We start from the raw sequence: 13,561 nt of genomic DNA on the forward strand, positions 1-13,561 counted from the left end.
CTGGCACCGCCTCCCAAGGAGAGCTTCGCGGCGTTTTCTGCGCGGCGATTCAAGGAAGGCGCTTTCGTGTCGCTGCCGCGCACCCTAGATTAAGAAAAAATCCATCCACAAACAGCCGGCGGTTCCCATGCCCGACACTCCGACAAAAGAAACTGTACTCGCAGCCCTCAAGAGCGTCCGAACGCCTGGAGGCGTGGACCTCGTCTCGGCGGGCATCCTGTCCGAGATCGCCATCGTGAAGGGCAAGGTGTATTTTGCGCTGAGCGTCCCGCCGAGAGACGCGCGCGCCTATGAAGCGGTCAGGCGCGAGGCGGAAGAGACGGTGCGGGCGCTGCCGGGGGTTGCTGGCGCGACCTTGGTTCTGACGGCCGATGCGAAGGAAGGCGAGGCGGCGAAGCAGGCTGACGCTGCCATCGGGCGCGGGATCAGCGGTGTTCGCCACATCATTGCGGTGGCTTCGGGCAAGGGCGGTGTCGGCAAATCGACGACGGCGGTCAACATCGCGCTTGGCCTTCTCGCGAACGGCCTGAAGGTTGGCCTCCTGGACGCGGATGTGTACGGCCCATCGGTGCCGCGCCTTCTCGCGATTTCGGAAAAGCCGGACCTGATCGGCGACAATATCCTCGCCCCCATCGAAAAATTCGGGCTGAAGACGATGTCCATCGGCTTCCTCGTCGAGGAGGAGACGCCGATGATCTGGCGTGGCCCGATGGTCATATCGGCGCTGACCCAGATGCTGAACGATGTGGCGTGGGGCGAACTCGACGTGCTCGTGGTCGACATGCCGCCCGGCACCGGCGACGCGCAGCTCACCATGGCGCAGAAGGCTTCGCTTGCCGGCGCGGTTGTCGTGTCCACGCCGCAGGATCTGGCGCTGATCGATGCGCGCAAGGGCCTTGAGATGTTCAAGCGGGTCAACGTGCCCGTGCTCGGCATCGTCGAGAACATGAGCTATTTCATCTGCCCGAAATGCGGCGAGCAGTCCGACATCTTCGGCCATGGCGGGGCGAAGAACGAGGCCAGGAAGCTCGGCGTGCCGTTCCTCGGCGCGCTTCCGCTGCACATGGCCGTGCGTGAAACATCCGACGCCGGGCGGCCCATCGTCGTCTCGGACCCCGGATCGATGCATGCGAAGCTTTACCGGGAGATCGCCGCTTCGATCTGGAGCGGCCTGTCCGGCGCCGCCACGGTCAAGGGACCAAAGATCGTGATCGAATAACACGCCCCCGCTCGCGTGCCGGGCGCGCGATTTTTCGCGCCAAGCGTGACATACATGCTGCGTATGTCGACATTCTTGCGCCGCCGTCTTTCCAACGGGCTGGAGACGTTCTATATTACTCTTTGCTGGTTCGCCAGCTATGGCGATAAATGGATATCGTAATAAGCCTATCGGACCCGGGGGCGGTACCCGGCGCCTCCACCACAAGCCGTCTAACGGCGATGCCTGCGCCGCAATGGCGACGGCTTTTGATGGGGGCGAAATAGGATCGACGAGGGTGTAAAAGGTGGTCTTTCGCTCGGCATGGTACCGCCGTTTTGGGCCAAAATGATAGTTGCGAATGACAACTATGCTGGTGCTCGTCCCGTCGCGATTGCGGCGTAACTGCACCGAACTAAAGTCCTGATGGCGTAGCTGCTATTAGGCGCGGCTGGCGGGCGCCGGGCAACAGAAGCCCGCCACTTCCTTCACGGCCCATGGCCTATCTTGTAGAAGCAGACATGCCCGAAGACACCATCCCGTACGACGATCTCGTGCTCGAAGCCCTGCGCGGGGTCGTCCGGTCCGTTCTTCTGCGTGTTCTGAAGCGCGGCATTCCGGGCGATCACCACTTCTACATCACGTTCGACACGCGCTCTCCGGGCGTCGGTCTTTCGAAGCGTCTCAAGGATCAATATCCGACCGAGATGACCATCGTCCTCCAGCACCAGTTCTGGGATCTGGCGGTGACGGAGGATCGCTTCGAGGTGCGGCTGTCCTTCAACAATATTCCCGAGCGGCTTGTCATTCCGTTCAGCGCGGTGCGCATCTTCCAGGATCCGAGCGTCCACTTCGCGCTCGGCCTGCGTGCGTCCGAGGGTGAACTGGCCAAGGCCGACGAGGGGCTCTCTCTCGTTCCTTCTCCGCTCGCGGAGCAGGAGGTTCAGGCCATTCCCCATCACGACAATTCTCAACCTGAGATTGCCATCGAGGCGACTGAGGATGAGGACGATGCGGCCGAGAAGCATCGGAAGACCGCTGAAGTTGTCAGTCTGGACAAGTTCCGGAAAAAGTGATCAGCGGCAGTTGAAATATTTGTTTGACTGGCTGCTCATATTAATTGGCCAGTCATCCGTACGTGTCATCTTCGCAACATCGCTCGCGCAAAGCGGCAAGAAGGCGGCGGTTTAGGGGCTGACGTACAGCCTCCCGTTGGTTATGTTCTCACAAACGAAAGTTGTGGCCTTCGAAAAGCCGTTTGCGATGAGGAACCGCGGCTGAGCTACTCCGTTGAGAGAGCAAGCTGAGGCTTCTTCGTTGAAGGTTGAGATTGGTGAGACGCCGGAGGGATTTGAATGTCACGCCTCATTATGAAAATCGCGGTTGCGGGCCTTGCCCTGACAATCGCTACCACGAATGCGAGTGCTGCGTTTCTCGACAGTTTCTTCAATGACCTTTTCGGTCCGATGAGCCCGCAGGGGCGCCAGGTCGTCAGGATCAATGGCAACCATAATGTGGGCGATATCATCGTCAGCTTCGGCGATCGCCGTCTCTACTACGTCGAGTCCAAGACTGTGGCCTATAGCTATCCGATCGCGATCCCGAAGGCGGAAGCCAAGTGGTCCGGCGTGAGCTATGTCAGCCAGAAGCGCGAAAACCCGGCCTGGACGCCAACTGCCGACATGCGCAGGGAAAATCCCAAGCTTCCGGCTTACGTGCCCGGCGGCGATCCGCGCAATCCGCTCGGCACGCGCGCCTTGTATCTCGGCGACTCCCTGTACCGCATCCACGGCACGGACGCGCCTTGGCTGATCGGCCAGCAGGTTTCCCACGGCTGTATCCGTATGTACAACGAGGACGCTGCTGATCTCTATCGCCGTGCGAAAGTTGGCGCGAAGGTCGTGGTGACCTGGGACCGCATGAGGACGATGTAGTTCAAGCTGATCATGGCGAGATGAAAGGCCGGTCCGCCGGCCTTTTTCATTTTCGTTACCCTGCGAGAATTGCATGGCCCGTATTCACCGTCGACTTAGGCAAATTTTCGCCTTTGTTCAGTGAATGAACATTACTCTGGGTGGGTTTGTCCGGCGAGGGGCGTGGAGTTTAGACTTTAAATACGGCGGATCCGGCATAATCACTGCAACAGTTATCAGCGGGTGCGCCTGTTAGGTAACACATCTTGGCGCGGTAGATGCAGATCAAGGTGCTTGTGGTGCTGGAAAATCACAGTATTCAGGGGCGTCCTGACTGAAAGGGGCGTTTGATCTTGATTGCTGGAAAGGCACTCCCCAAAAGTGTCATTCGAACGACTGTTTATTGGGCCAGCTTCGGAACGGTGGGTGCGAGCGGCTTGTTGGCGAGAGGCAATTATAGTGGTTTGCGTGGAAAATGGGCCACGTCATCGATACGAGGTGACCGGGATGCAGAAACTCGCTCGCGCTAATGGCAGCATACAAGTCGTTCTGGTTCAGCCGCGTGGTTTTTGTGCCGGGGTTGTCCGCGCAATATCGATCGTCGAGCGCGCGCTCGAAAAATACGACGCCCCCGTTTTCGTCCGGCATGAGATCGTGCATAACAAGCACGTCGTCGACGACCTTAAGGCCAAGGGCGCCCGCTTCGTGGATGAGATCGATGAGATCCCCGAAGGTGCCGTGACCATTTTCAGCGCGCACGGCGTCGCCAAGGATGTCGAGATTTCGGCCGAGGAGCGCGGCCTTCCCGTCATCGACGCGACTTGCCCGCTCGTTACCAAGGTTCACCTGCAAGGCAAGCGATACCTCGGTCAGGGGCGCACGCTCATTCTTGTCGGCCATGCCGGACATCCGGAGGTCGAGGGCACAATGGGCCAGATTCCCGGCACGGTTTATCTGGTGCAGACGGAAGACGATGTCGCGGCGCTGCCTGTCTCGCGCGATACGCCGGTCGCCTACATCACCCAGACGACGCTCAGCATTGACGACACTCGCGGGATCATTCTTGCGATCAAGGACCGCTTCAAGGACGTCATAGGGCCCGGCACGAACGACATCTGCTACGCCACCCAGAACCGCCAGATGGCCGTGCGCGAGTTGTCCAAGATCGCGGACGTTATTCTCGTCGTCGGCGCGAAGAACAGTTCGAATTCGAACCGTCTGCGCGAGATCGGCGAAGAGGCGGGTGTGCCGAGCTATCTGCTGGCGGATGGCAGCGAATTGAAACCCGATTGGGTGCGCGGTGCGCAAATCGTCGGCCTGACCGCCGGAGCTTCCGCACCCGAGGGGATGGTTCAAGACGTGATCGAAGCCCTGCGAAAGCTTGGCCCGGTCGACGTGACAAATTTACCAGGCGTTGAAGAAAACGTGGAGTTTCGTCTCCCCGTCCAGCTACACGCCCTTTGAGATCGAGTTTATCGGGGCTAAGTCCCTCTCTCGATCATAACGAAATGCCGAGACGCGCATTCGCGCGACATTAGTGGGAGCAGCGTGCAATGGTGTTGCCGTTTTTCAAGGAAAGACGGATTGGGGCTTATCTTCTGAAGCAGACGCTCAAGGGGCGGAAACATTACCCCCTCGTGCTTATGCTGGAGCCTCTTTTTCGCTGCAACCTTGCCTGCGCGGGCTGCGGTAAGATCGATTATCCCGATCAGATCCTGAACCGTCGGCTGTCGGTGCAGGAATGCCTCGACGCGGCGGAAGAATGCGGCGCGCCCATGGTGGCGATCCCCGGCGGCGAGCCGCTCATCCATCGCGAGATCGACCAGATCGTGAAGGGTCTCATCGCGCAGAAGCGTTTCGTTTCGCTCTGCACAAACGCGATGCTGCTTGAGAAGAAGCTGCATCTGTTCGAGCCGTCGCCTTATTTCTTCTTTTCGGTGCACCTCGACGGCCTGCGCGAGCATCATGATGCGTCCGTGTGCCAGAAGGGCGTGTTCGACCGCGCATTCAATGCGATCCGCCTGGCGAAGGCGAAGGGCTTCGAGGTCAACGTCAACTCGACCGTTTTCGACGGTTACGACCCGAAGGAACTCGCGCGGTTCCTGGACTTCTGCAAGGAGCTCGGCGTCGGCGTCTCGATCTCGCCCGGCTATGCCTATGAGCGCGCGCCCGATCAGGAGCACTTCCTGAACCGTCGCAAGACCAAGGAACTGTTCCGCAAGGTCTTCGAGCTCGGCAAGGGCAAGCGCTGGACGTTCACGCACTCGCCGTTGTTCCTCGACTTCCTCGCGGGCAACCAGGAATTCCATTGCTCGCCTTGGGGCATGCCGACGCGCAGCATCTTCGGCTGGCAGAAGCCGTGCTATCTGATCGGCGAGGGTTACGCGCGCACCTACAAGGAACTGATGGAGACCACGAACTGGGACTCCTACGGCACAGGCCGCTACGAGAAGTGCGCGAACTGCATGGCGCATTGCGGCTACGAGCCGACGGCGGCGCATGCCAGCATCGCCAACCCGCTGAGCATGCTCAAGCTCATGTGGACCGGTATCCGCACGGATGGCCCATTCGCGCCGGAAATCTCGATGGCGGATCAGCGTCCCGCGACCTATGTGCATTCGCTTCATGTCGAGCAGGAAATGAAGCGGATCGCGGATGAGGAAGAGAAGCCCCAGCGTCTTTCGGCGGCCGAATAACGTCGGACGCTTCGCGGCTAGCCCGCGAGGCGAAACTGTTTGCCTTCTCCGGGTCTCCAGCGTCGCCCGGTGACGCTGGCTTACTCGGTGTGTAGCGGTACTTCCACCGGCTCCGGCAGACCGAAAAGCGGTCCCAGCGTCTTCCGGCAGTCGGCGAGCGCTTGCTTGGCCTTCTGGCTGTCGCCCGCGAGGCGGATGATGCCGGGAATGTCGCGCGGGTGGCGTAGGAGCGAGCGTAGCACCGCGACGGCGTCTGTGGTGCCGTCTTCACGCACGCCGGCGATGGCGCTTAGCGGCACGGCGCGGTCGGCGGGATCGATCACCACACGAAGAACCGCGAAGGGCAGCGCATAATGAGCGGCGACTGCGGCCGCGACCTGCGATTCCATGTCCACCGCCGCCGCGCCTGTGTTCGATGCGAGCGCTTCCTTCTCGAACGCCGAGATGATGGGCGTTTCCGAGCCGTAAACCGGCATGGCATAGGCGTGCGGCAGAGCGTTCAGGAGCGATTGCGTCCAGCGCGCGTCCGTCTCGAACGCGCCGTCCACCGTCAACACGGCCGTTGCGACGACGATGTCGCCAGGCTTCAGCGCGGGCAGCAGGCCGCCAGCCGTGCCGAAGCTCAGGAGGCCACGCACACCGGCCCGCGCATGCGTGTGCAAACCGTCGAGCAATTTCGGTCGGTTTTGCCCGTAAACGGCGAGCGCGCCGCCGTGCTTCTCGGCGAGACGCGCCTCGAAGTCCATGCCCGTGGCCACGAGGACGGGTTTTTCGGCGAGCATTGTCATTGAGAGCACCTCAGAGCGAAGTCGCCGCGTTACCTTTTGCAAAGCCGCTCAGACTCAGACCGGGCTTTGTTGTTCACCCGCGGTTATTGGCATAACCAGCGTCCCCTTGCCGAACGGACTATCTTCTCAGGGGACACATCATTCACCGCAAGCGCAGAACGCTTTCGGTGCGAGCGAGGCTAGCCGACAGTTTGCGCGAGGGCAAGAAGCCTTGAAGATGAGGTTAAGATCGCGCGCGAATTCGTGCGTTCGCGTTTATCGGATTGGTAGCAACGGCGACGCCGCAAGGCGAGCGCCATGCCCAGCACTCCGCGCAGACTCACCCCATCGCGGGCGACTCCCGCTGTTTGTTTGGGCAGCCAGGGTACAAATTCGGCGCGCCCGCAGATGGACGCGCCCCGCTTGAAGCGAAAGCGAGCGCGGCTGAGCGGCCGCGCCGCTGCTACATACCGTGCATCACGGGCGCGCGGTTGCCGCTCGTGAGGTTGCGATAGCGCGCCAACGCCCACAACGGGAAGTATTTCGAGTAGCCGTGATAGATGAGATAGAACACGCGCGGGAAGCCGGGCGCGTTGTGCCGTTCTTCCTTCCAGGTGCCCGCCTCATTCTGATTCGCGACGAGCCACGCGATACCGCGCTTGACCGCCGGATTATCGACCTCGCCCGCCGCCATCAGGCCGAGCAGTGCCCACGATGTCTGTGATGCGGTGCTGGGCGACTTCTCATAGCCCTTGTAGTCGAGCTTGTAGCTGGATCCGTCCTCGCCCCAGCCGCCATCTTCGTTCTGGATCGAAACGAGCCAAGCCACCGCGCGGCGCATCGCTGCGGACTCATGCGCAACGCCCGCCGCGTTCAGGGCGCACAACGCTGACCACGTGCCGTAGATATAGTTCGAGCCCCAGCGGCCGAACCACGAGCCGTCCTTTTCCTGCTCGGACAGGATATAATCGATGCCGCGCTTCATGGTCGCGTTGGTGTCGGGCTTCTCGCCGAGCTGCGCGAGCATGGACACGCAGCGCGCGCTGACGTCCACCGTTGGCGGGTCGAGCAGCGCGCCGTGATCCGAGAACGGGATGTTGTTCAGGTAATAGCAGGTGTTGTCCGCGTCGAAGGCACCCCAGCCACCGTTCTTGCTTTGAAGGCCGGAAACCCATTCCTTGGCGCGCGCGACGGACTGTTCGGAGTCGGCGTGGCTGCCGGGCAGGTGCGCGGCCCGGTCGAGAGCCAGCGCCACCACGGCGGTGTCATCGACGTCGGGATAATGCGGGTTGGCATACTGGAACGCCCAGCCGCCAGGGCGCACGTCGGGCTTCTGGTCCGCCCAGTCGCCCTTCACATCGAGCACCTGAAGCGGCTTCAGCCATTCGAGCCCGCGCTGCGCAGCTTCGCGTTCGGCCTCGCCGCCCGTCTCAAGCAGGGCATGCGCGGCGAGCCCGGTGTCCCACACCGGCGAGACGCAGGGCTGGCAGTAGACTTCGTTTTCCGTCTCGAACAGCAGCTTCTCGATGGAATAGCGGGCTATGGCGCGGTCCGGGTCGTTCTCCGGCACGCCGAGCGCCTCATACATCATCACGCTGTTCGCCATGGCCGGGAAGATCGCGCCGAGGCCGTCCTCGCCGTTGAGCCGCTCCTTCACGAAGGTGACGGCCTTGCCGATAGCGCTCTTGCGCGACCGCTTCGGCAGCATCGGATCGACCACGCGCAGGCAGGCGTCTACGCCCGCGAAGAATGTGTACCACGCGCGGCTCTGGCCTTCGGCGCGAGGGCGCGGCCCGACCTTCTTCGGGTTCGTATGGAACAGCTCGTCAACGGAGACGCGGCGCGGGTTCTTTGCCACCGGCTTCAGCGCGCCGAGCACGAACAGCGGCACCATAACCGTGCGCGCCCAGTAGGACACCTTCGACATGTGGAAGGGGAACCAGCGCGGCAGGTGCATGATCTCGACCGGCATCACCGGCACCGCGCGCCACGTGACCACGCCGAACAGCGCGAGCAGGATGCGTGTGAACACATTCGCCATCTCCGCGCCGCCGCGCGACAGGATCGCTTCGCGGGCGCGTACCATGTGCGGCGCGTCGATGTCGTCGCCGATCATCTTCAGCGCGAAGTAGGCCTTCACGCTGGCGCTCATGTCGAACTCGCCCTTGTGGAACAGCGGCCAGCCGCCGTGCTCGCCCTGAATGCGGCGCAGATAGGTGGCGATCTTCGCCTCGCGCTCAAGGTTCGGCTCTTCCCCGAGGTAATGCACGAGCAGCGCGTATTCAGCCGGGATCGTGGCGTCCGCCTCGAACTCGAAGCACCAGTGGCCGTCTTCGCGCTGGTGGGAGAGCAGGGCCGACGACGCGGCATTGATGCGTTCTTGGAGGAAGGCGCGATCTGCGAGGCTGCCATGGCTGCGATCGAAATGGGCGTGATCGAAATCGAAGCGCTCGGCGCTGCCTTCGGCGAAATCGGCGCCGTTGCGGCCGGTCATATCCATCATTACTCTAAACCCTCATCGTCAACAGGGCGGCGCGCTCGCCGGAGCGGATCGCCCCCTCAATTGTCGCGGGAAGGCCGGTCTGCGTCCAATCGCCCGCGAGGAAAAGATTACGCCACTGCGTTGTCGCATCCGGGCGCACGGCATCCTGAGCGGGGGTAGCGGCGAACGTAGCACGCTTTTCCTTGACGATTTGCCACGGAGGCAGTTCGGCGGGAAGCCCCGTAATTGTAACAACCTCGCGCCAGAGATCGGCGGCGAGTGTTTCGCGTGGACGGTCGACCAGTCGATCCGCGCCGCTGATCGTAATAGACAATCTGTTTTCGAATGCAAAGAGCCATTCGATCGTGCCGCCCACGACGCCCATCAGCGGCGGGAATCCATCCGGCGGCGCGATGCGGAAATGCGCGTTGAGGATGGAACGGACCTCGGTCGGCGCGGAAAGGCCGGGGACGAGCGTTGGCGCGATCCACTGGGGCACAGCGAGGATGACCGTTTCGCCGTCTGCCACCGGAATTTCGCCGTCGCCGAAGTCGAGGCCGGTCACGCGGCCATCTGCAAAGGCGATGCGCTTCAGTCGCCGCCCGAAGGTGACGCTGTGGCCCCGCGCGCGCAGATAGTCGAGCGCCGGATCGATGAACGCCGCAGACAACCCCTCCGCCACGAGCGGGCGGCAGGCTTCGCCGCCCTTCGCCAGCGTCTCGCGCATGATCGTGCCCGCGAGCTTCGCCGATGCCTCGGCGGGGTCCGTGTTGAGCGCCGCGATCATCAGTGGCAGCCAGAGCCGCTCATAGAGCGTGCCTTTGGGCGCGATAACATCAGTTACAGTTTTGTCTGCGCCGGCCCACATCAGACGCGCCGCGCCGAGATAGTCGAGCGGCTTCGTGCCCGGCACGCGGCGTTTGGCGTCGAACAGCCAGAGCGGCAGGCGACCGTCATTGATGCTGAGCGTCCAGCGCTCGCCGGTGATGAGATCCGCGAACGGAAATTCGGCCTTCGCCGGGGCGTGCATCTTCGCCGCGCCGCCGATCAGCGCGAGATAACGAAAGGCGCAGTCATTGCCGGACAGCAACAGGTGGTTGCCGTTGTCAATCACCTGATCGAGCGTCGCGTCGTAGTAGGAGCGGCAGCGGCCGCCCGCGTGGATGCTCGCTTCGTAGACTGCGACGGGGTGGCCCCGCTCGGCGAGGCGAACGGCGGCGGACAGGCCAGCCAGCCCCGCGCCGATGACATGCGTGAGCGGCGCGCCACTGCTCGCGGCTGCGGGCGCTTCGGGCAAACCTTGCGCGGTCCCGCCTTCGTCGCGGGTCTGTGTCGAGTCGGCCTGATCCATTGTTAGACGATGCAGTGGCGCAGGACGATGTAGACGATGCGCGGCTTCGAAAGCTTGACGCGCGTGCGCGGCGGTTTGAAGCCGCGCTTGATGAGGCCGGAGAGGATGGCCTTGTAGGCTTCCGACATCACGCGCGGCGTACGCACCATGCGACGCGGGTGCGCCTTCATGATCCGGTCGGCTTCGGCGAAGTGCCAGCGCGCGAGCTTGACGATGCGATTGCAAACCTCGCCAAGCGCCGGGTGCGCGAGCACGGTGTCGGGGGCGGTGCTTTCGATGCCCTCGTCGGCCAGGAATTCGCGCGGGAGGTAGAGCCGGTTGATGGCGGCGTCGTCGTCGAGGTCGCGCAGGATGTTGGTGAGTTGCAGCGCACGGCCGAGATGTTCGGAAAGCTCGCGGCCAGCGTGGTCCGGCATGCGGAACACCTTCACCGACAGGCGGCCGACAGCGCTCGCCACGCGATCGCAGTAAAGGTCGAGGTCGTTGAAGGTTGGTGCCTGCACGGGGCCGTGCACGTCGGTTTCCATGCCGTCGATCACGGCGCGGAAGTCCTCGCGCTCTAGTCCGAAGTCGCGCACGGCGACGGCGAGCCCGGTAAGCCCGCGCACAGGTTCGCCACGATATACGGCGTCGATGTCGCGCCGCCACAGATCGAGCTTGCGAAGTCGGCCCTCCGCGTCTCCCTCGATGTCGTCGGCGATGTCGTCCACCGCGCGACAGAAGGAGTAGATCTCGAACATCGCCTCGCGCTGGCCGGGCGGCATGATGCGCATCGCGGCATAGAACGAGCTGCCGAGCGCGCGCTTCGACGCCTCATCCTCTGGATGCCGGAGGTCGTCCAGAACTTCGGTCGCGGTCATTTGCCACCCCGCAATGCAGGCTGAGCGGTAACCGGCGCGAACAGCCGCCGACCGAGTTCGAGGCCCGCCGCCGCAATCAGGTTCGAAGCGGACGCAGTTTTCGATAGATGCACGCGCTCGCTCAACGGGTCGCGCTCCTTCAAGAGATGCACGATCTTTCGCGCGAGCCGCTCGATACCGGCGACTTCAAGGCTGAGCCGTGTATCGCGGATGCCATGCGAAAGCTGCGCCGAGCCGAGGAGGGCTTCCGTTTTCGCGGCAAGATGGTGGATCACTTCGAGCAGCGCGGGCGAGGCTTTCCGCGCGGCGAGCGCTTCCACGGCGATGCCGCGCCCCTCAAGCTGATCGAGCGGGATGTAAACGCGGTCGAGGCGGCGATAATCCGCGCCGCAATCCTGAAGGTGGTTGTTGATCTGAAGCGCGGCACAGAGCGCGTCGTTCGCGGGCCACGTGTCGCGGCTTTCGCCGTGGACGTCGAGCACGAAGCGCCCGACCGGCATGGCGGAATAGCGGCAATAATCCATGATGTCGTCCCAGTCGGTATAGCGCGTCTGGCGCGCGTCACGGCGGAACGCGATCAGCAGGTCTTGCGCGTGCTGCGGCGATAACCCGCGCTCGGCGAGGGCAGCACGCAGCGGCACGGCATGTGCGATGGCGTCGGTCTGGCCCAGCAGCGTCGCCTCGAACGCGTCGAGCGTGAAAACCTTCTCGTCTTCGGAAAGGTTTGGATCGTCGGCGACGTCGTCGGCGGCGCGCGCAAAGCGGTAGAACGCCATGATCGGCGCTCGATGCCGCTTCGACACGAGAAACGACGCGACCGGGAAATTCTCGTCACGATGCGTCTTCTCGCCTGCTTCCCAGACCGGACCCGCCGTCATGATGCCTCCGCGCGCTGCGCCTGAACGCGCCCCTTCCAAAGGCCGCCCTTGCCGCGCCATTGCTGGAGCGCGGAGTCGACCGTGAACGTCATGTAGAGAACCGCGATGGCGGGCAGCGCTGCCGACCACAACGGCGAAAGCTTGTAGAAGCGGACAATCGGCCAGAAAGCCGCCACCATCAAGACAAAGCTTATCGCGCCTACGGCTTGCGCAAGACCGGTGCCGAAAACCGCGAGCCAGAGCGGAATAAGATAGGTTAACGTCATTCCGATGACGGTGCCCGCGAGCAACAGCGGCGAATAGTTGAGCTGATCGTAGGCCGAGCGCGCCACCATCTTGCGGATGTCTTCAAAATGAGGGTAGGGCCGCAGGCTGTGGACGCTGTTCGTGAGCCCGAGCCAGATCGGCCCCTTGCGTTTCATGGCGCGGCCAAGCGCGCAGTCGTCGATCAGCGCCGAGCGGATGGCGCGGATGCCGCCCGCCGCTTCGAGTACGTCGCGCCGCGCGAGCATGCAGCCGCCAGCGGCCGCCGCCATCGGGTGGTCGCGGCGGTTCACCCACGCAAACGGGTAGAGCATCTGGAAGAAGAAGACGAAGGCCGGGATCAGCATACGCTCGGCGAAGCTCTCGCAACGGAGCTTGACCATCAGCGAGTTGAGGACGAGGCCGCGCCCTTCCGAACGGGCTACGAGGCGACGAACCACGCCCTGATCATAGGCGATGTCGGCGTCGGTTAGGAGCATGTAGCGCGAGGGAAGCGGCCGCGATGAAGCTTCCGCGACGCCCTGGTTGACGGCCCAAAGCTTGCCCGTCCAGCCGCGCGGCAGCGGTTGGCCCGAAATGATGGTGAGGCGGTCGCTTGCGCCGAGCGCTTCGGCGGCCTTGCGCGCGACTTTCGATGTGCCATCGTCGCTCTGATCGTCAACGAGAACCACGTCCAGCCGCGCGGGATAATCCTGCGACAGCAGCGACGAAATGCATCGATCGATGACGTCGGCCTCGTTCCGCGCTGGAATGACGGCCGTCACCGAAGGCCACGTCGCGGGCGCGAATGCGCGCTCTTTCTCTTCCTGAACTTTCGCTCGCCAGAATCCCCCGCGAGCGGCCAATAGAAATACCCACGCCGCAAGCGCGACGCTACCCAAAGTCAACTCGACCGTCATGCCCAGACTCTTGTTTTATCATGCCGCTCGCGGTGCCCCACTGCAACCGGCATGCGCCCTAAGTACCCATCGCTTCGAATAGAAGAGAAAGGAGCTTGGAGTCTATTGTTTTTGTTCGTCTTCTCGGCAGGACAAGTCCCCGGTCCACCGGTTGGTCTTCTAGACCCATTTTCATTCTGCGCGCCGGAGATGCTGTAATTCTTTATTCGCGCACGGAAATTATACGGATACCCGCCGCTTGTGCACGGCCGCC

11 protein-coding genes and 1 other RNA gene are annotated in these 13,561 nt (G+C 62.9%); 6 read left to right on the forward strand and 6 right to left on the reverse strand.

What is annotated here, in order from left to right; all coding sequences use genetic code 11:
* Positions 1–127 precede the first annotated feature (127 nt).
* The 6 genes from apbC (at position 128) to hpnH (ending at position 5,807) form a co-directional block, all read left to right on the forward strand.
* A complete protein-coding gene (gene apbC, locus RVAN_RS15125) occupies positions 128–1,219 on the forward strand; it encodes an iron-sulfur cluster carrier protein ApbC (RefSeq protein ID WP_013420584.1) in 1,092 nt (363 codons plus the stop codon).
* An 84-nt stretch (positions 1,220–1,303) separates the two neighbouring features.
* Positions 1,304–1,682, forward strand: a transfer-messenger RNA (tmRNA) gene (ssrA, locus tag RVAN_RS19760).
* A 37-nt stretch (positions 1,683–1,719) separates the two neighbouring features.
* Positions 1,720–2,274 (forward strand): SspB family protein, encoded by a 555-nt coding sequence (locus tag RVAN_RS15130; protein ID WP_013420585.1) that lies wholly within the window; start codon positions 1,720–1,722, stop codon positions 2,272–2,274.
* Between the two features lie 279 nt (positions 2,275–2,553).
* Positions 2,554–3,132, forward strand: coding sequence for a L,D-transpeptidase (locus RVAN_RS15135; protein ID WP_013420586.1), 579 nt, complete (start codon positions 2,554–2,556; stop codon positions 3,130–3,132).
* 486 nt (positions 3,133–3,618) lie between these two features.
* Positions 3,619–4,575 (forward strand): 4-hydroxy-3-methylbut-2-enyl diphosphate reductase, encoded by a 957-nt coding sequence (ispH, locus tag RVAN_RS15140; RefSeq protein ID WP_013420587.1) that lies wholly within the window; start codon positions 3,619–3,621, stop codon positions 4,573–4,575.
* A gap of 89 nt (positions 4,576–4,664) precedes the next feature.
* The gene (gene hpnH, locus RVAN_RS15145; protein WP_013420588.1) at positions 4,665–5,807 is read left to right on the forward strand and encodes an adenosyl-hopene transferase HpnH; all 1,143 of its coding nucleotides are present in this window, start codon (positions 4,665–4,667) and stop codon (positions 5,805–5,807) included.
* An 80-nt stretch (positions 5,808–5,887) separates the two neighbouring features.
* Here the strand turns inward: hpnH and RVAN_RS15150 are convergent, their stop codons facing one another.
* The 6 genes from RVAN_RS15150 to RVAN_RS15175 all read right to left on the reverse strand — a co-directional run bounded on the left by RVAN_RS15150 (position 5,888) and on the right by RVAN_RS15175 (position 13,308).
* Entirely contained in the window at positions 5,888–6,595 is a 708-nt protein-coding gene (locus RVAN_RS15150) for a phosphorylase (RefSeq protein ID WP_013420589.1), read from the reverse strand.
* Between the two features lie 442 nt (positions 6,596–7,037).
* The gene (gene shc, locus RVAN_RS15155; RefSeq protein ID WP_013420590.1) at positions 7,038–9,077 is read right to left on the reverse strand and encodes a squalene--hopene cyclase; all 2,040 of its coding nucleotides are present in this window, start codon (positions 9,075–9,077) and stop codon (positions 7,038–7,040) included.
* 4 nt (positions 9,078–9,081) lie between these two features.
* Entirely contained in the window at positions 9,082–10,407 is a 1,326-nt protein-coding gene (gene hpnE / locus RVAN_RS15160; RefSeq protein WP_013420591.1) for a hydroxysqualene dehydroxylase HpnE, read from the reverse strand.
* Positions 10,408–10,409: 2 nt separating this feature from the next.
* The gene (gene hpnD, locus RVAN_RS15165) at positions 10,410–11,267 is read right to left on the reverse strand and encodes a presqualene diphosphate synthase HpnD (protein ID WP_013420592.1); all 858 of its coding nucleotides are present in this window, start codon (positions 11,265–11,267) and stop codon (positions 10,410–10,412) included.
* Complete coding sequence (hpnC, locus tag RVAN_RS15170; RefSeq protein WP_013420593.1) at positions 11,264–12,145, reverse strand: squalene synthase HpnC; 882 nt, start codon at positions 12,143–12,145, stop codon at positions 11,264–11,266. The genes hpnD and hpnC overlap by 4 nt, the downstream gene beginning before the upstream one ends.
* On the reverse strand, positions 12,142–13,308 hold the full coding sequence (locus tag RVAN_RS15175) for a glycosyltransferase (protein ID WP_013420594.1): 1,167 nt from the start codon (positions 13,306–13,308) through the stop codon (positions 12,142–12,144). The genes hpnC and RVAN_RS15175 overlap by 4 nt, the downstream gene beginning before the upstream one ends.
* Between the last annotated feature and the right edge of the window lie 253 nt (positions 13,309–13,561).

The organism is Rhodomicrobium vannielii ATCC 17100, from assembly GCF_000166055.1.
GTDB classification, from domain to species: Bacteria; Pseudomonadota; Alphaproteobacteria; order Rhizobiales; family Rhodomicrobiaceae; genus Rhodomicrobium; species Rhodomicrobium vannielii.